This is a genomic window from Brevundimonas sp. (assembly GCF_965227765.1).
Lineage (GTDB): Bacteria > Pseudomonadota > Alphaproteobacteria > Caulobacterales > Caulobacteraceae > Brevundimonas.
Genome location: NZ_OZ245778.1, coordinates 2026550 through 2048991 on the forward strand (window position 1 = coordinate 2026550; position 22442 = coordinate 2048991).

At 67.1% G+C, this 22442-nt stretch carries 22 protein-coding genes; 14 read left to right on the forward strand and 8 right to left on the reverse strand.

Annotated elements, in window-relative coordinates:
• Window positions 1-53: 53 nt before the first annotated feature.
• Window positions 54-1835, forward strand: coding sequence for an acyltransferase family protein (locus ACO05L_RS09845; protein ID WP_421729001.1), 1782 nt, complete (start codon window positions 54-56; stop codon window positions 1833-1835).
• Window positions 1836-1959: 124 nt separating this feature from the next.
• Window positions 1960-3894, forward strand: coding sequence for a glucans biosynthesis glucosyltransferase MdoH (gene mdoH, locus ACO05L_RS09850; RefSeq protein ID WP_421729002.1), 1935 nt, complete (start codon window positions 1960-1962; stop codon window positions 3892-3894).
• 203 nt (window positions 3895-4097) lie between these two features.
• Here the strand turns inward: mdoH and gcvA are convergent, their stop codons facing one another.
• Window positions 4098-5027, reverse strand: a complete 930-nt coding sequence (gene gcvA, locus ACO05L_RS09855) for a transcriptional regulator GcvA (protein ID WP_421729003.1) — start codon at window positions 5025-5027, stop codon at window positions 4098-4100.
• 138 nt (window positions 5028-5165) lie between these two features.
• On the opposite strand from gcvA, the gene cysG reads away from it, so the two are divergent.
• The 7 genes from cysG to glnA all read left to right on the forward strand — a co-directional run bounded on the left by cysG (window position 5166) and on the right by glnA (window position 12815).
• Window positions 5166-6566, forward strand: a complete 1401-nt coding sequence (cysG, locus tag ACO05L_RS09860) for a siroheme synthase CysG (RefSeq protein ID WP_421729004.1) — start codon at window positions 5166-5168, stop codon at window positions 6564-6566.
• Window positions 6563-6841: a DUF2849 domain-containing protein gene (locus ACO05L_RS09865; protein ID WP_421729005.1), complete on the forward strand. Its 279-nt coding sequence runs from the start codon at window positions 6563-6565 to the stop codon at window positions 6839-6841. Before cysG ends, ACO05L_RS09865 begins: the two co-directional genes overlap by 4 nt.
• Window positions 6841-8508: a nitrite/sulfite reductase gene (locus ACO05L_RS09870; protein ID WP_421729006.1), complete on the forward strand. Its 1668-nt coding sequence runs from the start codon at window positions 6841-6843 to the stop codon at window positions 8506-8508. The genes ACO05L_RS09865 and ACO05L_RS09870 overlap by 1 nt, the downstream gene beginning before the upstream one ends.
• Complete coding sequence (locus tag ACO05L_RS09875; RefSeq protein ID WP_421729007.1) at window positions 8495-9619, forward strand: phosphoadenylyl-sulfate reductase; 1125 nt, start codon at window positions 8495-8497, stop codon at window positions 9617-9619. Before ACO05L_RS09870 ends, ACO05L_RS09875 begins: the two co-directional genes overlap by 14 nt.
• Window positions 9620-9789: 170 nt before the next feature.
• Window positions 9790-10821: a cysteine synthase A gene (locus tag ACO05L_RS09880; RefSeq protein ID WP_421731669.1), complete on the forward strand. Its 1032-nt coding sequence runs from the start codon at window positions 9790-9792 to the stop codon at window positions 10819-10821.
• A 175-nt stretch (window positions 10822-10996) separates the two neighbouring features.
• Window positions 10997-11335, forward strand: coding sequence for a P-II family nitrogen regulator (locus tag ACO05L_RS09885; RefSeq protein WP_421729008.1), 339 nt, complete (start codon window positions 10997-10999; stop codon window positions 11333-11335).
• A 70-nt stretch (window positions 11336-11405) separates the two neighbouring features.
• On the forward strand, window positions 11406-12815 hold the full coding sequence (gene glnA / locus ACO05L_RS09890; RefSeq protein WP_421729009.1) for a type I glutamate--ammonia ligase: 1410 nt from the start codon (window positions 11406-11408) through the stop codon (window positions 12813-12815).
• A 355-nt stretch (window positions 12816-13170) separates the two neighbouring features.
• Here glnA and tatC read toward each other — a convergent pair whose 3' ends face one another.
• Genes tatC through ACO05L_RS09905 form a run of 3 tightly spaced genes read right to left on the reverse strand, consistent with a single transcriptional unit; the run spans window position 13171 to window position 14986 of the window.
• Window positions 13171-14049: a twin-arginine translocase subunit TatC gene (gene tatC / locus ACO05L_RS09895; protein ID WP_421729010.1), complete on the reverse strand. Its 879-nt coding sequence runs from the start codon at window positions 14047-14049 to the stop codon at window positions 13171-13173.
• Entirely contained in the window at window positions 14046-14738 is a 693-nt protein-coding gene (tatB, locus tag ACO05L_RS09900) for a Sec-independent protein translocase protein TatB (RefSeq protein WP_421729011.1), read from the reverse strand. Before tatB ends, tatC begins: the two co-directional genes overlap by 4 nt.
• 29 nt (window positions 14739-14767) lie before the next feature.
• Complete coding sequence (locus ACO05L_RS09905) at window positions 14768-14986, reverse strand: twin-arginine translocase TatA/TatE family subunit (RefSeq protein ID WP_421729012.1); 219 nt, start codon at window positions 14984-14986, stop codon at window positions 14768-14770.
• Between the two features lie 103 nt (window positions 14987-15089).
• Between ACO05L_RS09905 and rnhA the strand changes: the two genes are divergently transcribed.
• Window positions 15090-15572: a ribonuclease HI gene (rnhA, locus tag ACO05L_RS09910; protein WP_421729013.1), complete on the forward strand. Its 483-nt coding sequence runs from the start codon at window positions 15090-15092 to the stop codon at window positions 15570-15572.
• Here the strand turns inward: rnhA and ACO05L_RS09915 are convergent.
• The 4 genes from ACO05L_RS09915 to ACO05L_RS09930 form a co-directional block, all read right to left on the reverse strand.
• A complete protein-coding gene (locus ACO05L_RS09915) occupies window positions 15569-16027 on the reverse strand; it encodes an NfeD family protein (protein WP_421729014.1) in 459 nt (152 codons plus the stop codon). The two genes, rnhA and ACO05L_RS09915, sit on opposite strands and share 4 nt — an antisense overlap.
• Window positions 16024-17022: an SPFH domain-containing protein gene (locus tag ACO05L_RS09920; RefSeq protein WP_421729015.1), complete on the reverse strand. Its 999-nt coding sequence runs from the start codon at window positions 17020-17022 to the stop codon at window positions 16024-16026. Before ACO05L_RS09920 ends, ACO05L_RS09915 begins: the two co-directional genes overlap by 4 nt.
• 176 nt (window positions 17023-17198) lie before the next feature.
• A complete protein-coding gene (locus ACO05L_RS09925) occupies window positions 17199-17543 on the reverse strand; it encodes a hypothetical protein (protein ID WP_421729016.1) in 345 nt (114 codons plus the stop codon).
• A 111-nt stretch (window positions 17544-17654) separates the two neighbouring features.
• A complete protein-coding gene (locus ACO05L_RS09930) occupies window positions 17655-18092 on the reverse strand; it encodes an NUDIX hydrolase (protein ID WP_421729017.1) in 438 nt (145 codons plus the stop codon).
• 54 nt (window positions 18093-18146) lie between these two features.
• Here ACO05L_RS09930 and ACO05L_RS09935 point away from each other — a divergent pair, with 54 nt between their 5' ends.
• The 4 genes from ACO05L_RS09935 to ACO05L_RS09950 all read left to right on the forward strand — a co-directional run bounded on the left by ACO05L_RS09935 (window position 18147) and on the right by ACO05L_RS09950 (window position 22399).
• Complete coding sequence (locus tag ACO05L_RS09935; RefSeq protein ID WP_421729018.1) at window positions 18147-19553, forward strand: FAD-binding oxidoreductase; 1407 nt, start codon at window positions 18147-18149, stop codon at window positions 19551-19553.
• A gap of 47 nt (window positions 19554-19600) precedes the next feature.
• Window positions 19601-20365: a peroxide stress protein YaaA gene (gene yaaA / locus ACO05L_RS09940; protein ID WP_421729019.1), complete on the forward strand. Its 765-nt coding sequence runs from the start codon at window positions 19601-19603 to the stop codon at window positions 20363-20365.
• A gap of 109 nt (window positions 20366-20474) precedes the next feature.
• Window positions 20475-21293, forward strand: a complete 819-nt coding sequence (locus tag ACO05L_RS09945; RefSeq protein WP_421731670.1) for a 3-hydroxybutyrate dehydrogenase — start codon at window positions 20475-20477, stop codon at window positions 21291-21293.
• Between the two features lie 23 nt (window positions 21294-21316).
• Window positions 21317-22399: a patatin-like phospholipase family protein gene (locus tag ACO05L_RS09950; RefSeq protein WP_421729020.1), complete on the forward strand. Its 1083-nt coding sequence runs from the start codon at window positions 21317-21319 to the stop codon at window positions 22397-22399.
• The last annotated feature ends 43 nt before the right edge of the window (window positions 22400-22442 follow it).

Consider the following 22442-nt stretch of genomic DNA (forward strand, 5'->3'; position numbering starts at 1 on the left):
CTGGGAGGCAACCCAGCGTGGACAGCCCCGCTCGCCTCCCCCATAGGGAGGCCGTGACCTCCGCTTCACCCGTATCGACACGCAGGAACGACCTCGACTGGCTTCGGATCGGGGCGTTCGGTCTGTTGATCGTCTATCACGTCGGTCTCGCCTACGGTCCCTATGACTGGCACGTCCATTCGGCCCATACGCTGGAGTGGATTCGCGAGGCGGTGCTGGTCACCAATCCCTGGCGGCTGACCCTGCTGTTTCTGGTGTCGGGCTGCGCCGTCCGCTTCATGACCGACCGCAAGACCCCGCGTCAGGTGGCCCGGCTGCGCATCGCCCGGCTGGGTCCGCCGCTGATCTTCGGGGTTCTGGTCCTGGTGTCGATCCAGTCGTGGATCGAGGCGATGGACAAGGGCGGCTTCTCGAGCGGCTATCTGGCCTGGCTGTGGCACGAATTCAGTCCGCGCGGCCTGTCGAACGGCGTGCCGCTGAACCACCTGTGGTTTGTCGTCTATATCGCGGTCTATAGCTTCGTTGTCGTCGGCCTGCTGAACCGCCCGGCCTGGATCGCCGCCGTCGACGCCCGCATCGGGCCGATGCTGAGCGGCTGGCGGGTGCTGATCATCCCGGTGGTCTATCTGATCGTGATCCGCGTCCTGCTTTTCCCGATGTTCGGGATCACCAACTACATCTTCTGGGACTGGTACAACCACCTGCTATCCCTGGGCGCCTTCCTGTTCGGCTTCTTCATCGTGCGCCAGGAGAGCATCTGGCGCGACCTGGAGCGTTTCCGATGGGTCGGGGTCGCGGTCGGCGCCTGCGCCCTGCCCGTCATGATGCTGCAGGTCTGGCATCCCGGCGGCGGGGCCTTCCTCGGTGCGCCTCGCAACCTGATCGTGGCCATCGACCAATGGGCCGTGATCTCGGCCATGCTGGGGTTCGCCAGCAAATACCTGCGTCAGACATCGGGCCCCGTGCTGCGTTATCTGAACGACGCGGTCTTCACCTGCTACCTAGCGCACCAGACCATTCTGGTCGTCGCCCTGTGGTTGATCCGGCCGGCCGGGTTGTCGATCTGGGTCGAGCCGCCGCTGTTGATCGCCATCACTCTGGGCGGCAGTCTGCTGATCTACGAGATCGTGCGTCGGATTCCGATCCTGAGGCCGATCTGGGGTCTGCGTCCCCTGCCCGCTGCGCCCAACCCGCCGCTTTACCGCCGCCGTCGCCTGCTGCTGGGCGTCGGTGCCCTGGCGCCCGCTCTGGCCGTCAGCGCGGTGGGGATCGCCATCCTGGCCTATCCGGGCTTCGACAATGCGAGCCAGTACCTGAGCGAGTTGGGCGGGGCGTCGGCGACCAATCCGATGATCTTCAACGTCGGCGTCTTCATCGCCGCCCTGATGGCCGCGGTCGCAGGCGTCGGCTTCGGCCTGGCCATCGTGGCGCTGAGCGAGGCGCGGGTCACCGGCGGCCTGACGGCCGTGGTGTTCGTCCTGGCCGCCATCGGCCTTGCGCTGGCCTGCGTCTTTCCCTGGCCCGATCCGCGCCACACCGCCATCAATCTGGCCCTGGGAATCCAGTTCGCGCCCCTGCTGCTGCTGTGGGGCCTGCGCGGGCGCAAGGACTTCCCGCTCTTCAAACTGTTCCTGATCGTCGTCGTCGTGGTGATGACGGCCCTGACCCTGACCACCCACCACATGGTCTTTCCGGGCACGGTGAACGACGCCAATGTCGGGTGGTGGGAAAGGGCCTACGCCCTCGTCCTGGTGGCCTGGGTCGGCATCGCCGCCTATGTTATGGGACGTCGCCTCCGAGCCCATGCTCACGAGAGCGAGAGCCCCGTCCTGTAAAAAAACACGGGCAGATCACAGATGCGTGATTGATTTTCACGAAAATGCGTTCATGCTGCAATGCAGTAGTCCGCACGTCGCTCCCGTCTTTGCGGGCGGACTTTTCGGGGAAATCGATACGCCGATGAATAGCCTGGCCATGCGTCGCGAGGACTTTCTGGTTGATGCGGTGGATTTCCCCGCAGACAGCTGGCTGCCTGCTGATGCGCCGCTGGACATGGCGATCCAGGATCTCCACGTCGCCCCCGATCACGCCGCGATGACCGGCCCGACCGCCACCGCCCCGGCCGATGTGGGCCGGCGCCGTCTGGTGCTGGCGGGTTTGACGACCCTCATCACCCTGTTGTCCGCCGTGGCGCCCTTCATCCTGTACGGCCGCAAGGGTTGGGATGGGCTGGAAATCACGGCCTTTGGCCTGTTCCTGGTGCTGATCGCCTCGATCGGCTGCTGGTTCTCGAACGCCGCCATCGGCCTGTGGGTGCTGATGACCAACCGCGAGCAGAAAGACCTGGCCTTCGCGCCCCATCCGGCGGCGCCGACCACGCGCACGGCCCTGCTGATGCCGCTCTACAATGAGGACGCGCACACGGCCCTGGCCCGTCTGGCGGCCATCGACGCGGGTCTGGCCCGCCTGGGCGTGACCGAAGCCTTCGACCTGTTCGTGCTGTCCGACACCAACAAGCTGGAAGCCCTGCTGGCCGAACAGTCCGCCTTCGCCTCCTTCCGCCTGCGGGCCCACTCGAACGCCTTCTATCGTCACCGCGAAGAGAACGTGGAAAAGAAGGCCGGCAACATCGCCGACTGGACCCGTCGCTTCGGCGCCGCCTACGACTTCATGCTGGTGCTCGACGCCGATTCGACCATGGCCGGCGAGACCGTCCTGCGTCTGGTCGACGCCATGGAGCGCAATCCGGGCATCGGCCTGATCCAGACCGCCCCGACCATCGTCAAGGCCCAGACCCCCTTCGCCCGCGTGTCGCAGTTCAGCGTGCGCCTGTACGGTCGCGTCGCCGCCGCCGGCCTGGCCTGGTGGACGGGTTCCGAGGGCTCCTACTGGGGTCACAACGCCATCCTGCGCACCCGCGCCTTCGCCGAGGCCTGCGGCCTGCCGCACCTGCCGGGCCGCAAACCCTTCGGCGGTCACGTCATGAGCCATGACGTCGTCGAGGCCGCCCTGCTGCGCCGCGCCGGCTGGGCCGTCCACGTCACCGCCGCCCTGGACGGTTCGTGCGAGGAAACCCCGCCGACCATCACCGACTTCATCCGCCGCGATCACCGCTGGTGCCAGGGCAACCTGCAGCACGCCGCCCTGATCGGCGCACGCGGCCTGACGGGCATGAGCCGCCTGCAACTGTTCATGGGCATCCTGTCCTATGTCGCCTCGCCGCTGTGGTTCGCGTCACTGGTGACCGGACTGGTGATCCAGCTCTACTACCCAATCGACTGGGCCTCGTTCTTCTACTTCCTGAAGCCCCAGTTCACGCCCTTCATGCTGGCCTCGGTGCTGGCCGGGGTGTTGCTGATCGGTCCCAAGATCATGGGCGCCGTCCTGGTCCTGTCGCGTCCGCGCGAGCGTCGCGCCTTCGGCGGCGGTCGCCAGATCCTCAAGGGCATGGCCGCCGAGATCACCATGTCGGCCCTGCTGGCCCCCATCCTGATGGTCGCCAACACCAAGGCCATCCTCAAGATCCTGTGCGGTCAGGACGCCGGCTGGCACGCCCAGGAACGCGACACCGACGGCATCAGCTGGGGCGACGCCCTGCGCGCCATGCGCTGGCAGATGGCCGTGGGCCTGGGCTTTGTCGCCGCCCTGGCCTTCCGTCCCGACCTGGCCATGTTCTTCGTGCCGATCGTCATGCCCCTGCTGCTGGCCGCCCTGATCGCCGTCTGGACCTCGCGCCGCGCGACCGGCGAGGCCCTGGCCCGCAACGGCTTTTTAGTCACGCCCGCTGGCGACCAGCAAAGCGCCATGCCCACCGTCCTGCACGGTCCCATGCGTCCCAACCTGATGCAGGACGACGCCCGCGTCCGCGCCCTGCGGGCGTTGCAGTCGGCGTAAACAACCGCGCACCCGCGTTCGTCATCCTCCGGCAAGCCGCGCCTTCGCGGCGCAGACCGGGGGACCCAGCGGCCTGCGCGAGCAGGAAGCTGTCGCGCACAAGATCGCTTCCACCATCCGGCGTGAACAGATCGCCTTCGGCGCCGCTGGGTCCCCCGGTTCCGCTTCGCGGCCCGGAGGACGACGAAAGCAAGAAGCCGCCGCTACAGCTCGCCCATGCTGTTCTCGTGGTGGATCGCCTGCTGTTTCAGCCAGGCGACGAAGGCCGCAGCGCTGGGCGACGGCGGCCGGTCCCTGGGCAGGACGACATAATAGGCAAAGCCCACGGCCTCCGACCCGTCCGGGAAGGGCGCCACCAGCCGGCCCGACGCCAGATCGGCCTGGGCCAGGGTCCGCTTGGCCAGGGCCACGCCCCGCCCCGCCTCGGCCGCCTCGATCAGCATCGACGCCTGGTTGAAGCGCGAGCCGCGGCGCGGATCGGGATGGCGCACGCCGCGCGCCTTCAGCCACATGGCCCAGTCGGGGCGGCCCGCGTCGCCGTCCTCGGACATGTCGTGCAGCAGGGTGTGGTGGATCAGATCGGCGGGCTTGAGGATCGGCTTGCCAGAGGCCATCAGTTGCGGAGCCACGACCGGCAGCACCGTCTCGGTCATCAGCCGTTCGGAGACGTGGCCGGGATAGTCGCCGGGACCATAGCGCACGGCCAGGTCCGCCTTGCCCTCGCCCAGCGCCGCAGGCTCCATGTCGGCAGAGATCCAGACCTCGACCTCCGGATGGGCGGCGTGGAAATCGTCCATGCGCGGCATCAGCCATTTCGAGGCGAAGGACGGGGCCACGCTGATCGAGACCTGTTTCCTGCGCGGCGGCTCGCGCAGCAGGGCCGAGGCGTCCATCAGCCGCTCGAAGCCCTCACGCAGCAGGGGCACGGCGGCGCGGCCCAGGTCGGTCAGTTGCAGACCCTTGGCCTCGCGCTTGAACAGAGGCCCTCCCACGATGTCCTCCAGCAAGCGAATCTGCTGGCTGACGGCGCCGGGTGTGACCGACAGCTCGTCGGCGGCGCGTGAAAAGTTCAGATTCCGCGCTGCGCTCTCGAAGGCGCGCAGGGCGTTGAGGGGAAGAAGCGGTCTGGCCATGCCCGTAGAAATCCTATCAGCGCGACAAAGACAATCTGGTTTGTGATCGAAGGGGCGAAAGTCGACTGTCCTGCGACGACCCACGGACTGGCTGCGCCCACTGACGCCCCCCGCCCGATCGAGGCCGGCGGAGCTGTCATGAGAGTCTTTCTAGCATCCATTCCGATGGACGGCGCCCGCGTCGTCATCATCGGCGACGGCGAGGCCGCACTGGCCAAGCTGCGCCTGTTCGGCAAGACGCCCGCCGACCTGATCTGGTTCGCCCCCAATGGCGCGCCTGTCGGCGCCAGCGCCCTGCAAGGCGGCCCCGCCCCCATCCAGCACCTGCCCGTCGCCGCCGACCTGAGCGGCGCCCGCCTGGTCTTCATCGCCGTGGAGGACGAAGCCGTCTGCCACGACCTAGCCGCCCTGGCCCGCGCCGCCGGCGCCCAGGTCAATGTGGTCGACAAGCCCGCCCTCAGCGACTTCCACACCCCCGCCCTGATCGACCGCGACGAGGTCGTCATCGGCGTGGCCACCGGCGGCTCGGCCCCCATCCTGGCCCGCGACGTGCGCAGCCGCATCGAGGCCGTCCTGCCCGCAGGCCTGACCGAGGTGGCGAAACTGGCCCGCAGCCTGCGTGACACCGTCATCGCCAGCGTCCCCGACTTCATGGCGCGCCGCCGGTTCTGGGAGAAGGCCTTCCGCGGTCCCGCCGCCGATCTGGCCGCCTCGGGCCGGACCGCAGAGGCCCGCCGCGAGATGCTGCGTCTGCTGAACGCCGCCAGCGAGATCGAGACTGGCCCCGAACAGGGCCTGGTCCACATCGTCGGCGCCGGCCCCGGCGATCCCGAACTGCTGACGCTGAAGGCCCTGCGTGTGCTTCAGGACGCCGACGTCATCATCCATGACAAGCTGGTGCCCGAAGCCATCTTGGACCGCGCCCGCCGCGACGCCCACCGCCTCTACGTCGGCAAGTCGCGCTCCGACCACTCGGTGCCCCAGGATCAGATCGAGGCCCTGATGATCGCCGAGGCCAGGAAGGGCCAGCGCGTCGTCCGGTTGAAAGGCGGCGATCCCTTCGTCTTCGGACGCGGCGGCGAGGAGCTTGAGGCCATGCGCAAGGCGGGCGTCCCCGTCTTCGTCGTGCCCGGCATCACGGCCGCCATCGGCTGCGCGGCCTCGGCCGGCATCCCCCTGACCCACCGCGACCACGCCCAGTCGGTCACCTTCGTCACGGCCCAGGAAAAGCCCGGCGGCACAGCGCCCGACTGGCAACGCCTGGCCGGTCCGAACCAGACCCTGGCCGTCTATATGGGCGCAGGCCGTGCGGCCGAGACCGCCGCCAGCCTGATCGAGGCCGGGCGCGATCCCCAGACACCGGTCGCCATCGTCGAGAACGGCAGCCGTCCTGACGAGCGTGTCATCAACGGCGTCCTGGCCGACCTGGGCGCCATGGTCGCCCGCGCCAGCCTGACCGGCCCAGCCCTGCTGTTCGTAGGCGAATGCGCCGCCTTCAGCGCCGCCCAACTGGATGTCCGCGCAGAGGCCGCAGCATGAAGATCATCACCGCCAACCGCCTGTCGGACGGCCGCGTCATCTATCTCGGCGAGGCCGGCGCCGTGGTCGACAGCCTGACCGCCGCCGCCGTGTTCGAGCCCGAGGCCGCCGACGCCGCCCTGGCCCAAGCCGCCGGCCAGCCCGCCATCTTCGTCAATCCCTATCTGGTCGAGGTCACCGGCCACACGCCTTCGGGCCGCGATCGGCTGAAGGAAACCATCCGTTCGGCTGGCCCCACCGTCGGCAACAGCCTGAAGAAACACGAGCCCGCCTGATGTATCGCTACGACGAGTTCGACGCCGCCCTGGTCCGCGAGCGGGTCGAGGAATTCCGCGACCAGGTCGAACGCCGCGCGTCCGGCGCCCTGACCGAGGACCAGTTCAAGCCGTTGCGCCTGATGAACGGCGTCTATCTGCAACTGCACGCCTATATGCTGCGCGTCGCCGTCCCCTACGGCGTCATGAGCGGCGCCCAGATGCGGCGGCTGGCCCATATCGCCCGCACCTATGACAAGGGCTACGGCCACTTCACCACCCGCTGCAACATCCAGTACAACTGGCCCGCCCTGACCGACCTGCCCGCCATTCTCAGCGAGTTGGCGGACGTCGAGATGCACGCCATCCAGACGAGCGGAAACTGCATCCGCAACACCACGACCGACGTCTTCGCCGGCGCCGCCGATGACGAGCTGGAGGATCCCCGGCCCTGGTGCGAGGTCATCCGCCAGTGGTCGACCATCCACCCCGAGTTCTCCTTCCTGCCGCGCAAGTTCAAGATCGCCGTCGTCGCGGCCGAGAAGGACCGCGCCGCGATCCGCACCCACGATGTGGGCCTGCAGATCGTCAAGGGCGCAGACGGCGGCACCGCCTTCCGCGTCTTCGTCGGCGGGGGCCAGGGCCGCCTGCCCCACATCGCCCAGGAGATCGCCCCGGCGGTCCCCGGCCATGAGCTGCTGGCCTATCTGACCGCCATCCTGCGCGCCTGGAACCTGCTGGGACGGCGCGACAACATCCACAAGGCGCGGATCAAGATCCTGGTCGCCTCCCTGGGCATCGACGCCTTCCGCGAGGAGGTGGACAAGCATTTCGCCACCCTGCGCCAGGAGGACCTGCGGATTCCCGACGCGGAGCTGGCCCGCATCCAGTCCTATTTCACCCCGCCCGTCTTCGCCGACCTGCCGAAAACCTCAGCGGCCTTCGACCGCGCGGTCCTGGCCGACCCCGACTTCGCCCGCTTCAGCCGCAACAACATCCGCCGCCACAAGCAGGCGGGCTACGCCTCGGTCATCGTCTCGCTGAAGCCGGTTGACGGCGTGCCCGGCGACATCACCGACGCCCAGATGGATCTCGTCGCCGACCTGGCCGAGCGCTATTCGTTCGACGAGGTCCGCGCGGCCTATGAGCAGAACCTGGTCCTGCCCCACGTCCGGCTGGACGACACGCCCGCCCTGTGGCGCGAGTTGCTGGCCGCCGGTCTGGCCACGCCCAACGCCGACCTGGTCACCGACATCATCGCCTGCCCCGGCCTGGACTATTGCAGCCTGGCCAACGCCCGGTCGATCCCGGTCGCCCAGGCCCTGTCGCGCCAACTCGGCGACTTCGACTATCAGGAGCGCGTCGGCCCCGTCCGCATCAACATGAGCGGCTGCATCAACGCCTGCGGTCACCACCACGTCGGCCACATCGGCGTGCTGGGCGTCGATCGCAAGGGCGAGGAATATTACCAGATCACGGTCGGCGGCTCGCCGGACGAACAGGCCGCTCTGGGCGAGATCGTGGGCCGCAGCCTGCCGTCCGAAGAGGTCGCGCCCGCTATTGGCCGCGCCCTGGACCGCTATCTGGAGGTTCGCATCGAAGGCGAGCGCTTCATCGACACCGTCCGGCGCCTGGGCGCCGATCCCTTCCGCGACGCCATCTACGAGACCGCCGATGCAGTGGCTTGAATCCGTCCAGAACGGCCCCCGTCTGAGCGTCACGACCCCGCTGGAAGAGGTCGAGGCCGCAGCCGCCAACACCGACGCCCTGGTGCTGGAGTTCGACGCCTTTCGCGACGGTCGCGGCTTTTCCCTGGCCTCGGTCCTGCGCGAGCGGGGCTATGCCGGTCGCCTGATCGCCGCCGGTCATGTCCTGCCAGACCAGGCCCGCCACCTGCGCCGCTCGGGCTTCGACGCCGTCGAACTGTCGCCGGGCGCGGACATCGAGACCTGGAAGCGGATGGATACGGCCTTCGACGCCGCCTATCAGCCCGCCGAGGAAAAGGCCCAGACCATCTGGCAGCGCCGCGCCGCCGCCCGCGCGTCCACGCCTCCCGAGGAGACGCCCCCAAAGCCTGACGGCGACCTGCAAGCCTTGGCCGACCGGCTGAACGCTCAGGTCGCCACCGCCCCGCACCAGGCTGGCCCGGCCCAGATCCTCAAGGTCGCCCTCGACCCGGCCCTGGGGCTGAACACGGCCGCCATCTCGTCCTTCGGCGCCGAATCCGCCGCCCTGCTGCACCTGATCGCCGAGCAGGACCCGTCCGTGCCGGTCGTCTTCCTCGAGACCGGCCAGCACTTCTTCCAGACCCTGCAGTATCGCAGCCAACTGAGCGAGAAACTCGGCCTGTCGGACGTGCGTCTGGTCACGCCGGATGCGACCGAGAAGGCCGATCTGGATGCGCGCGACGACCTGTGGAAGACCGACGCCGACGCCTGTTGCGACCTGAGGAAGACCCGCCCCCTGGCCCGCGCCACGGCGGGCTTCAGCGCCCTGATCACCGGCCGCAAACGCTACCAGAATGAAGACCGGGCAGAGCTTCTGCCCTTCGAGGTGCTGGACGGGGTGCTGCGGATCAACCCGCTGGCCGCCTGGACGGCCGAGGACGTCGAGGATCACCTGGTCGCCCACGACCTGCCGCGTCACCCCCTGGTCGATCAGGGCTATCTGTCGATCGGCTGCTGGCCCTGCACCCGCGCTGTCGAGGCGGGCGAGGACGCTCGCGCCGGCCGTTGGTCGGGACTGGACAAGACCGAGTGCGGCATCCATCTGGGCCGCTCTCAGCCGATTGCGGCGTGAGGCCGGTCTGAACCGTCACCCTCGGGCTTGACCCGAGGGCCGGACGGTCATCATTCAAGACGAAGAGACGGGCGCACGGATCGCGGCCTGCTCACAGGTTCTCCTCGCCCTGCGTCCGATCCTCGGGTCTAGCCCGAGGATGACGACGGGGCGGTACTGAAAGACTGCCTATCGTGACCCAACCGACCGTTACCCGCTCCGTCATCGACCTGATCGGCAATACCCCGCTGATCCGCCTCAACCGCCTCTCCGACGAGACGGGTTGCGAAATCCTGGGCAAGGCGGAATTCATGAACCCCGGCGGCTCCATCAAGGACCGGGCGGCCCTGTCGATCGTCCAGGGCGCCCTGGCGTCCGGCGCGCTGAGGCCCGGCGGGACCATCGTCGAGGGCACGGCGGGCAATACCGGCATCGGCCTGGCCCTGGTCGGCGCCGCGCTGGGCCATCCCGTCGTCATCGTCATGCCCCGGACCCAGTCCGACGAGAAGAAACAGGCCATCCGGTCCCTGGGCGCCCGCCTGGTCGAGGTGGACGCCGCCCCCTTCTCCAGCCCCAACCATTTCGTCCATCACTCGGGCCGGCTGGCCCGTGAGCTGAACGAGAGCGAACCCGACGGCGCGGTCTGGGCCAATCAGTTCGACAACACCGCCAACCGCGACGCCCACTACACCACCACCGGCCCCGAGATCTGGGCCCAGACGGACGGCAAGGTCGACGCCTTCGTCAGCGCCGTCGGCTCGGGCGGCACCATCACGGGCGTCGCCCAGTATCTGCGCGAGCAGAATTCCGCCATCGCCATCGGCCTGGCCGACCCGGCGGGCGCCGCCATGTTCAACTGGTTCACCAAGAACGAGATGACGTCCGAGGGCTCCTCCATCACCGAGGGCATCGGCGTGGCCCGCATCACGGGCAATCTGGAGGGCTTCAGGCCCGACCACGCCTACCGCATCGAGGACGCGGAGTTCCTGCCCATCCTGTTCGACCTGGTGCGCGAGGAAGGGCTGTCGCTGGGCGGTTCGGCGGGCGTCAACCTGGCCGGCGCGGTGCGTCTGGCCCGCGACCTGGGCCCCGGCAAGACCATCGTCACCTGCCTGTGCGATCCCGGCTCGCGCTATGCGTCCAAGCTGTTCAACGCCGACTTCCTGCGCTCCAAGGGCCTGCCGGTTCCGCCTTGGACCCAGCAGATCGTCGCCCAGGCCTGAGGCCGACGACCTTTATTCGCCTAAAGGTCGAATCCGGGGGTTTCAGCGCACTCTTCGTGCCGGGATCCGTGCACGGACATGATGAAATTGCATTTCGGCTCTTGCGTTATGTTGCAATGCGATGTCCCCTCCATTCCCGAGTGTCTGGCGTTGTTCCAGGGACTTCGGGGTCACCATGAAGAAAATCGAAGCCGTCATAAAGCCGTTCAAGCTGGACGATGTGAAGGAGGCGCTCCAGGACATCGGAGTGCAGGGCATGACTGTGCTGGAGGCCAAGGGATATGGTCGCCAGAAGGGTCATTCCGAGCTGTATCGGGGGGCCGAGTACGTCATCGACTTCCTGCCCAAGATCAAGCTTGAGGTAGTGGTCTCCGACGACCTCTATCCGGCCGTGGTCGAAGCGATCCAGACCGCCGCCCGAACCGGCAAGATCGGCGACGGCAAGATTTTCGTCACCGACGTCATCGACGTCATCCGCATCCGCACCGGCGAGACCGGAGCCCAGGCGGTCTGACCCCGACTAACGCCGACCCTGCGTCGGCGAGCGTGCGTTTTCCTCCCAGAAGAAACAGGACCACCCGAGAATGAGCACCGCCGACAAGATCCTGAAGGAGATCAAGGACAAGGACGTGAAATACGTCGACGTCCGGTTCACCGACACAAAGGGCCGCCTGCAGCACGTCACCTTCGACATCGATCTTGTCGATGAGGAATTCCTCACCGAAGGCACGATGTTCGACGGCTCGTCCATCGCCGGCTGGAAGGCCATCAACGAGTCGGACATGCTGCTCAAGCCCGATCTGACGACGGCCTACATCGACCCGTTCTATCAGGCGACGACGATGTTCCTGTTCTGCGACGTGATGAACCCGGACACCGGCGAGCCCTACAACCGCGACAGCCGCTCGATGGCCAAGAAGGCCCTCACCTATGTGCAGTCTGCCGGCGTGGGCGACGTGGTCTATTTCGGCCCCGAAGCCGAGTTCTTCATCTTCGACGACGTGCGCTGGAGCACCCAGCCGCACAACACCAGCTACAGCTACGATTCCACCGAACTGCCGGCCAACACGGGCTCGGAATACACCGAGGGCAACATGGGCCACCGCCCTGGGCCCAAGGGCGGCTATTTCCCCGTCAACCCGGTCGACTCCGGCCAGGACCTGCGCGCCGAGATGCTGGGCGTGATGCGCGACATGGGCATGCAGCCCGAGAAGCACCACCACGAGGTGGCCCCGGCTCAGCACGAGCTGGGTCTGAAGTTCTCGGACATGCTGACCATGGCCGACCGCCTGCAGCTCTATAAGTACATCATCCACAACGTGGCGGCCGCCTACGGCAAGTCGGCGACCTTCATGGCCAAGCCCATGTTCGGCGACAACGGCTCGGGCATGCACGTCCACATGTCGATCTGGAAGGACGGCAAGCCCCAGTTCGCCGGCGACAAGTACGCCGGTCTGAGCCAGGAATGTCTGTGGTACATCGGCGGCATCATCAAGCACGCCAAGGCCATCAACGCCTTCGCCAACTCGACCACCAACTCCTACAAGCGCCTGGTCCCCGGCTACGAAGCCCCGGTCAAGCTGGCCTATTCGGCCCGCAACCGCTCGGCCTCGATCCGTATTCCGTGGGTCTCGTCGCCCAAGGGCAAGCGTCTGGAAGCCCGCTTCCCCGACCCCATGGGCAACCCCTACCTGACCTTCACCGCTCTACTGATGGCCGGTCTGGACGGGATCGAGAACCAGATCGATCCGGGCGGCCCCGCCGACAAGAACCTCTACGACCTGCCGCCCGAAGAGCGCGGCTCGATCCCCGAGGTCTGCGGCTCGCTGAAGGAAGCGCTCGAGAACCTCGACAAGGACCGCGCCTTCCTCAAGAAGGGCGGCGTCATGGATGACGACTTCATCGACAGCTACATCGAGCTGAAGATGGAAGAGGTCGCGCGCCTGCAACTGCACCCGCACCCCGTCGAATTCGACATGTACTACAGCTGCTGATCCGAGGCGGCGGAGCTTAGGCTCCGCCCCGACGATCTTGAGGCGCCGGACGGAAACGTCCGGCGCCTTTTGCTTGTCTGCGCCCGGATGAACATTCGTGAGCCCCGTGCGCCGTTGTCGCGTCCGGCTCCGATCGTCCAAGTGGGATCGTCATCCTCGCCCCTGTGGCGAGGATCCAGACTCGGGCTGGTCGGTCGTTGGAGGCATTGGCGGATGCAGTAACGAACCGCGGCCCAAATCGACGACGGTGTTTCTGGATCCCCGCCACAAGGGCGAGGATGACGGTGCAGATTACGACGAGCACTTCGCTTGTATGCGCGCCCTAGTCGAAAGGGACGCTCAGCCCGACGCGGCCTCAGACGACGAGGGCGTCGGTCTCTTCATCCTTGCCGCGGCGCAGCTCGATCAGGCGCACACACCAGATCGACACCTCGTAGAGAAGCACCAGGGGCACGGCCAGCATCAGCTGGCTGATGGGATCGGGCGGGGTGACGACTGCGGCCACGACCACCACCGCCACGATGGCGTAGCGGCGGCTGGCGGCCATCAGCTTGGACGAGATCAGCCCGGCCATGCCCAGAAGGGTCATGACCACCGGCAGCTGGAAGCACAGGCCAAAGGCCAGCAGCAGGGCCGTCACCAGGTTCAGATATTCCGACACCTTGGGCAGCAGGGCGACCGAGACCGTATCCGACGTGATCTGCTGGCTCAGCGAAAACCACATCACGAAGGGCAGCATGACGAAATAGACCAGGGCCGCGCCCAGCAGGAACAGCAGGGGCGCCGCGACCAGGAAGGGCAGGAAGGCGCCGCGCTCGTTGCGATACAGGCCGGGCGCCACGAACCGATACAGCTGCCAGGCGATCAGCGGGAAGGCCACCACGATGGCGCCGAACCCGGCCAGCTTCATCTTGGTGAACAGGATCTCCAGCGGGGCGGTGTAGATCAGCTGGGTGTTGGCTGCGGTGACATGCGGCATCGGCTGGATGCCCGCCGTCACGAAGATCAGGTCGAACGGCGAGACATGGCCGCCATTGGCCTGGGCATGCAGGGCCGCCGCCGCCGCGAACGGCTTGACCAGGAAGACATAGATCGGCCCGGCGAAGGAGAAGCAGAGGATGAAACCCAGCACGAAGCCGACAACGCAGATCAGCAGTCGGCCGCGCAGCTCGATCAGATGATCCATCAACGGCGCGCGCGACGCCTCGATCTCGGCTTCGTTGCGGTCGGTCATAGGTCGAGCTTGGCTTTACGCGGCGCGGCGCGCGGCGTCTTCGGCTTGGCCGCTGCGGGTTTGGCATGGCTAGGCTTGGCAGCGGCGGGTACAGCCTTGGCCGAGGTTTTCGCAGGCGCCGTCTTGGCAGCCGCCGTCTTCGTCGGCGCCTTGCGGGCGAGAGCCGTCTTGGCGGGAGCCGCCTTGGCGGGAGCCGCCTTGGCGCGAGTGGCCTTGGCGGGCTTGGGCGTCACGGGATGGGGCTCAACCAACGAGGGCTCCGAGATCGGCAGCATGACCGGCTCGCCATCCGGCCATTCGGTCGTCGCCGCCGGCGTATCGGCCTGCGCCGGCGTGGCGGCGGCGGGAACCTGGGCGGCGGGGGTCGCCGCAAACAGCGGCTTGTTCAGATCGGAAGAGATGTCCTTGAACACGGCATTGGCCTCGGCCCCGAGTTGCACGGGAGACGAATAGGCCCCCTGCCCCGTCCGCAGCGCCTCGACCTCCTTGCGCAGTTCATCCAGCTCGGACTGGCGCGCCATTTCGTCGAAGCTGGCGCGGAACTCGTTGGCCATGCCGCGCGCCTTGGCGACCATCTTGCCAAGCTGACGCAACAGTCCGGGCAGCCGCTCGGGCCCCACGACCAGCAGGGCCACCAGGCCGATGATAAACCACTCGCTGCCCCCGATACCGGGACCCAGGCCACCCATGCGCGCGTGTCTTTCCGCTCAGCTGGCGACTAGCGCTTCAGCTCTTCTTTTTCGGCCTCGGTGCGCGGCAGCGAGCTGACGCCTTCGCTCGGGCCGTCCTTCTTGTCTTCGTCCTTGAGGCCTTCGCGGAAGGCCTTGATGCCCTTGGCCGCGTCGCCCATCAGGTTGGAGATCTTGCCCTTGCCGCCAAACAGCAGGGCGACCACGACGATGACGATGGCCCAATGCCAGATGCTCATGCTGCCCATGACAACGTCTCCTCAAGCGGCCGGATTCGGCCGACTACAAATCTCAGCCGCCATATAGGCTAATGCTTGGCGGCGCGGCAATCGAACCTGTAGTCACACCCGCATGAACGCACCCGCCAAGACCGCTCCGGCCAATCACGTAATCATCCACACCGACGGGGCCTGCAAGGGCAACCCCGGCCCCGGCGGCTGGGGCGCTATTCTTCAGGCGGGCGGCAAGTCCAAGGAAATGTCGGGCGGCGAGCCCCTGACCACCAACAACCGCATGGAGCTGACCGCCGCGATCATGGCGCTGGAGGCCCTGACCCGCCCTTGCGAGATCGACCTGCACACCGACAGCAAATACGTCATGGACGGCATCACAAGCTGGATCCACGGTTGGAAGGCGCGCGGCTGGAAGACGGCGGACAAGAAGCCGGTCAAGAACGACGACCTGTGGAAGCGGCTGGACGTCGCCCGCGCCCGTCACAATGTGAAATGGCACTGGGTCAAGGGCCACGCCGGCCACGCCCTCAACGAACGCGCCGACCAGCTGGCCAATCGCGGCATCGCCGAGATGCGCGCAGCCTCGCGCACGGCCTCCTAGACCGCGCGCACCTTCAGCCCCGATCCGGTCAGGCGTTCGACGATCACGCTCTCGCCGACCATGACGGGTTCGCCCTCGATCTCGGCCGCCCATTCGGCGCCGGAGACGAAGACCCGGCCCCGGCCCTCGATGAAGGGCGCGACGACCTGGGCGCGCTGGCCGATCAGCCGACTGTCGCGATCATTGATGTCGGGCGCGTCGGCCGGATTGACCCGCTGCACCAGCCGCCGCGACAACAGGGTCGCCGCAATGGTCAGGGCGGCGAAGACGCCCGCCTCGCCCGCAAACCCGATCCTGAGGCCCAGAGCGGTGACCACCGCCACCACGCCCGCCGCCACCGCCGGCCACAGCAGCCATTCGGTCGAGGCGGCGGATTCGACCGCCAGCAGCAGGACGGCCGCCGCCAGCCAGAACCAGAAGGGCTGGCTGGCGTAGAGATCGAGCAAGGGGGTCATGACGTGGACGGCACCGAGCCGCCTCCACGGGGCGTCCGCGTTGGCGCATTGCGGGGCGCAGGGGCCGGCTGAGCGCGACGCTCGCCCTGCTGATCCCGAGCCAGGCCGACCATTTCGCCGATGCCGGCGATGGTGCCGACCAGGCCGCTCATCTCCGCCGGGACGATGACGGTCTTGGCGGTCGGGTTGCGCGCCAGTTCGGCGAAGGCCTCCACATACTTCTGGGCCACGAAGTAGTTGATGGCGTTGACGTCGCCGCGGGCGATGGCCTCGGACACCATGGCCGTCGCCTTGGCCTCGGCCTCGGCCTCGCGCTCGCGGGCCTCGGCGTCGCGGAAGGCGGCTTCCTTGCGGCCCTCGGATTGCAGGATGGCGGACTGTTTGGCGCCCTCGGCGCGGGCGATGGCGGCCTGTTTCTCGCCCTCGGCCTCGGTGATGACCGCGCGGCGCTCGCGTTCGGCCTTCATCTGGCGGGCCATGGCGTTGGTGATGTCGACGGGCGGGGTCAGGTCCTTGATCTCGATGCGATTGACCTTGACGCCCCAGGGCTCGGTCGCCGCGTCGATCACGGTCAGCAGGCGCGAGTTGATGTTGTCACGCTGGAACAGCACCTCATCCAGGTCCATCGAACCGACCACGGTGCGCAGGTTGGTCGAGCACAGCTGGGTGATCGCATAGGGCAGGTTCTCGACGCGGTAGGCGGCGGCCGAGGCGTCCATCACCTGGATGAAGACGATGGCGTCCACCTTCACCATGGCGTTGTCCTTGGTGATGACCTCCTGCTGGGGCACGTCCAGGACCTGCTCCATCATGTTCATGCGCCGGCCGATCCGCTCGACGAAGGGGGTCAGGATGCTGATCCCCGGTTTCAGCGTCTTGGTGTAGCGGCCGAACCGCTCGACCGTGAACTCACGCCCCTGGGGCACGATCTTGATGACGCTGAACAACAGCACGAAGGCGAAGATCACCGCGAAGGTGAAGAAGATATAGCTCATGATCGCGTCCTGCCCTGTTTTGACGCACACGCTATCGCCCCAAGGCCCTCAGCGCCACGAAAACCGGATAAGGGCCGAGACGCCGCACCTGGCGAGCTTTGAGCCACCCTTTCCGCACAAGCAAAAGGGGCGGCCCCTCGCGGGACCGCCCCTCTGATTTCACCGAGATGAAATGCTTACTCGGAAACGTCGATCGAGCCGCCGTCCAGTTCGCAGAAGTCGACCGAACCGAGAGCCAGTTCGGTGCCGTCGCTGAACTCGGCCTTCAGGTCGTATTCGCAGTCGGACAGGTTGTCGTCGATGGTGACCTCGACGCTGTCGCCGGCGTCCAGCATGCCGTCGCCGAAGATGTCTTCTTCCCATTCGTCGGTCGAAGGCACCGAGATGTAGAGCGAGACCAGGATGTGGTCCGTCTCGTTGTTCAGCGTGAAGCTGACGGGCTCGGTCACCTGGGCCGAAGCGGCCACAGGCGCGACGAGCAGCATGGCGGCGGCCGCAGCGGCCATCGTGAGTTTGATCATGATATAGTCCCCAAGGTTCGGCGCGATGCCGAGGTATTTGCCCCAGTCCGGCGAACCGGCTCTGTCGCGCACGGTGTTGCAGACCGCCACCGCCTTGTCACGCCCATAATATCAGGGTTCGCAGGTCGCCGCTCTCGAACCGAAACGCTCGACCGCCAGCCGGATGATGCGACGGGTTTCGCCCCAGCCCACGGCAGCCAGCGCCCGTTCCAGCGGCATGAACAGGGCTTCAGTCGCATCGTCGCCCGCGACGGGTTCGCCACCGTGCCAAATGGCCGCATAATCGATAAGCACATAGTGCATCCCGGCCTCGGGAAAGAGGCCGTCGACCACATCGAGCAGACCTGCGATGCGCGCCTCGACCCCCGTCTCCTCGGCCAGTTCGCGCAAGGCCGCATCCACCGCTCGCTCGCCTGGCTCGATCCGGCCGCCGGGCAGGCTCCACTCGCCCATTCGGGGCGGCTTGCCCCGCCGAATCAATAGCACTTCGTCACCCCTCAGGCAGACGACGCCGACGGCGGGAACGGGGGATGCAGGACGGCTAATCATGCCTCAGCATAGCTTTCGCTTTCGCCGCGCGAAGGGTTTTGACAAAAGGCGACCATGACCCCTCCCTCCCCCGCCGCCATCGACGAACTCAAGGCTGCCCTCGGCCCCTCCGGCTGGACCCAGGACGCGTTCGAGATTGCGCCCCATCTGACCGAATGGCGCAACCGCTGGACGGGCGAGACCCCCATTCTGCTGAAGCCGGGTTCGACCGACGAGGTGTCTCGCGCGGTGACCATCTGCGCCCGGCACGGCGTGGCGATCATACCCCAGGGCGGCAACACCGGCCTGGTCGGCGGCCAGATCCCGTTCGGCGAGGTGCTGCTGTCGACGCGCCGTCTGCGCACCGTGCGTGACGTGACGCCCCTGGACGACGCCATGACGCTGGAGGCCGGCGTCACCCTGCTGGAGGCCCAGCAGCACGCCGCCGCCGCCGACCGCTATTTCCCGCTCAGCCTCGCCGCCGAAGGCACCGCGACCCTGGGCGGCGTCATCTCGACCAACGCCGGCGGCACCCAGGTGCTGCGCTACGGCATGATGCGCGACTTGGTGCTTGGAATCGAGGCCGTCATGCCCAATGGCGAGGTCTTCAAGGGCCTGAAGCGGCTGCGCAAGGACAACACCGGCTATGACCTGAAGCAGTTGCTGATCGGCGCCGAGGGCACGCTGGGCGTGGTCACCGCCGCGACTCTGAAGCTGTTTCCCGTCATGCGCAGCCGGGCCGTGGCCATGGTCGGGCTGGAGTCGGCGGCGGCATCCATCGAACTTCTGGCCCGCGCCAAGGCCGAGACCGGCGGCGGGGTCGAGGCCTTCGAGTTGATGAAGCGCCTGGGCGCCGAACTGGTGCTGAAGAACATCCCCGACACCCGCTGGCCTCTGGACCCCATTCCCGACTGGTCGGTGCTGATCGAGATCACCTCCGGCACGCCCGGCGGCGCCGAGGCCCAGATGGAACGGCTGCTGGAGGTCGCCTTCGAGGAAGGCCTGATCAACGACGCCGCCATCGCCCAGAACGACGCCCAGCGCGCCGCCTTCTGGCGCCTGCGCGAAGAACATTCGGCGGCGCTGAAGCCCGAGGGCGGCGGCTGGAAACACGATGTCTCGGTCCCCATCAGCCGCATCGCCGAGTTCATCGACGAGGCCACCGCCGCCGTCGAACGCTTCCATCCCGGCGCCCGCGTCTCGGTCTTCGGCCATATCGGCGACGGCAACCTGCACTATGATGTCATCCCCGGCGTCGGTCAGGACATCCCGGCCTTCATCGGCCGCTGGAAGGAAGGCTCGCATGTCGTCCACGACATCGTCGCCCGCTACGACGGCTCGATCAGCGCCGAGCACGGCCTGGGCCGGCTGAAGACCGACGAGGTCCGACGCTACAAGACCCCGCTCGAGATCGAGACCATGCGCGCCATCCGCGCCGCCATCGATCCGCAACGGATCATGAACCCGGCGGTCCTGTTCTAAGGTGTGCTGATCCGCGTCATCGATTCGCCTTACCGAAAGACCCGCCCGTGCTGATCCTGCTCTCCCCCGCCAAGCGGCTGGACTTCACCGAGCCGTCGCCGGACACCCCGGCGACCCAGCGCCGGTTCGTCGAGGACACGGCGACCCTGTCCAAGACCGCGCGCAATCAGACGCAGGCCCAATTGCGCGCCCTGATGGGCATTTCCGCCGATCTGGCCAAGCTGAACCAGGAACGGTTCAAGGCCTTCGATCCCGAGGCGCTGGACACCGGCGTCCAGGCGGCCCTGGCCTTTGCCGGCGACGTCTATCAGGGCCTAGACGCCCGCACCCTGGACAAACAGGGGCTCGCCTTCGCCCAGGACCACGTCCGCATCCTGTCGGGCTTCTATGGCCTGCTGCGTCCGCTGGACCGGATCCAGCCCTATCGGCTGGAGATGGGCATCCGCCTCAAGACCCGGCGCGGCGAGAGCCTCTACGACTTCTGGGGCGACCGGATCGCCAAGATGATCAAGGCCGACCTGGCGGACAGCGCACATCCGGTCGTCGTCAACCTGGCCAGCCAGGAGTATTTCGGCGCGGTCGACAAGAAGGCCCTGAAGACGCCGATCATCACGCCCAACTTCTACGAAGGCGTGGGCGAGAAGCGAAAGATCGTCTCCTTCTTCGCCAAGAAGGCGCGCGGGACCATGACCCGGTTCGCCATCGACGAGCGGATCGACAATCCCGAGGACCTGAAGCGGTTCGACCGCGACGGCTATCGCCTCGACAAGACCGCCTCGACCGACACCGACTGGATATTCACGCGCGAATGAAATAATCGAACGGCCGTGTCGCCATCGGCGTCATGACGCCCTAGTCTGCCGACAAATCAGAAACGCATCTGGAAACGCCGCCATGTTTCAACGGAACAAGTCCGACGCCATGGACAACCAACGTCCCGTCTATCGCGATCCCAATGACCTGAAGGGTCAGGTCGCGGTCATCTCCGGCTCGACCTCCGGCATCGGCCTGGCCCTGGCGCGGGCTGTGGCGTCGCGCGGCGGCGACGTGGTGCTGAACGGCCTGGGCGATCCGTCCGAGATCGAGCGCACCCGCGCCGAGATGGAGGCCAGCTGCGGCGTCCGCGTCCGCTATCACGCCGCCAACATGCTGAACGGCGAGGAGGTCGCCGACATGGTGGCCTATGGCAAGCACCAGTTGGGTCGCGTGGACATCCTGGTCAACAATGCGGGCATCCAGCACGTCGAGGCGGTCGAGAAATTCCCCTCTGACCAGTGGGAAAAGATCATCGCCATCAACCTGTCCTCGACCTTCTATGCGACGCGGGCGGCCATCCCGATCATGAAGGCCCAGGGGCGCGGCCGCATCGTCAACGTCGCCTCGGCCCACGGCCTGGTCGCCAGCCCGTTCAAGTCGGCCTATGTCGCGGCCAAGCACGGCGTCATCGGCTTCACCAAGACCGTGGCGCTGGAAGTCGCCCAGTCCAACATCACCTGCAACGCCATCTGCCCCGGCTTCGTCGAGACCCCCCTGGTCGCCGCCCAGATCGCCGATCAGGCCCGCACGCGCGGCATATCAAAAGAGGCCGTGGTCAAGGACGTCATCCTGGCCTCCCAGCCGACCAAGAAGTTCGTCACGACGGACGAGCTGGCCGGCATCTTCCTCTATCTGGTCAGCGATCTGGGGGCGTCGGCCAACGGGGCCAGCTTCTCCATCGACGGCGGCTGGACCGCTCAATAGCTCAAGACGGAAAAAGGAACGGGATGGCGCTTTTCAACCGCAAGGCCTCTCCCCGCTCCGCCGGCCCCGCAGACGCGTCACCGCCCACCAAACGCCCCATCTGCCTCGCGCTGCAGGGCGGCGGCGCTCACGGCGCCTTCCAGTGGGGCGTACTCGACCGGCTGCTTGAGGCGGACTGCCTCGATATCCGCGCGGTGACGGCCGCCTCGGCCGGTGCGATGAACGCCGCCGCCCTGGTCTCGGGACTGGCCACCGGCGGGGCTGAAGGCGCGCGCGCCGCCCTCGACAAGCTGTGGCGTGAAACCAACCAGTCGGGCGGCAAGAACGTCTTTGGCGACAGCGCGGCCTGGAGTTCGGCCATGACGCCGAACTGGCTCAAGGACACGCCCATGTGGCGTTCGGTCGAGACGCTCGCCGGAACGATGAGCCCCTATGAATTCAATCCCTTCAATCTGAATCCTCTAAAACGGGTTCTGGGCGCGGCAATCGATTTCGAGGCGGTTCGCGCCTCCGATGTCAGGTTGTTCGTCGCCGCCACCGCCGTGCGCCACGCCAAGGCTCGCATCTTCACAACGGCCGAGATCACTGATCAGGTCCTGCTGGCTTCTGCCTGTCTGCCGCATCTGTTCCAGGCCGTGGAGATCGAGGGCGAGCCCTATTGGGACGGCGGCTATCTGGCCAATCCCCCGCTGTGGCCACTGTTCTATGCCGACACGCCCGACGACGTCCTGCTGATGACGTTGAATCCGTTCGAGCGGGCCGAGACGCCCAAGGCCGCCGGAGAGATCGTCGACCGCTTGAACGAGATCGCCTTCTCTGCGCCCCTGGTGGCCGAACTGCGCGCCGTCGCCTTCGTCCAGGAGCTGATCGAGGAGAACCAGCTGAAGGCCTCGGCCAAGGGCCGCTATCGCCACATCCTGATGCACGCCATCGAGGCTGACGGCTGGCTGGGCGACCTGTCGCTGGGGTCCAAGTTCAACACCGAATGGACCTTCCTCAACGACCTGAAGACGCGCGGTCGGGCGGCGGCGGACGAGTGGCTCGACGCCTGTTTCGCCGATGTGGGCCTGCGCTCCAGCGTCGACCTCCAGGCCCGCTTCGGCTGAGGTCGTGCGGCCTTACAGAGAAGTAACCTCGACAGTTGCATCC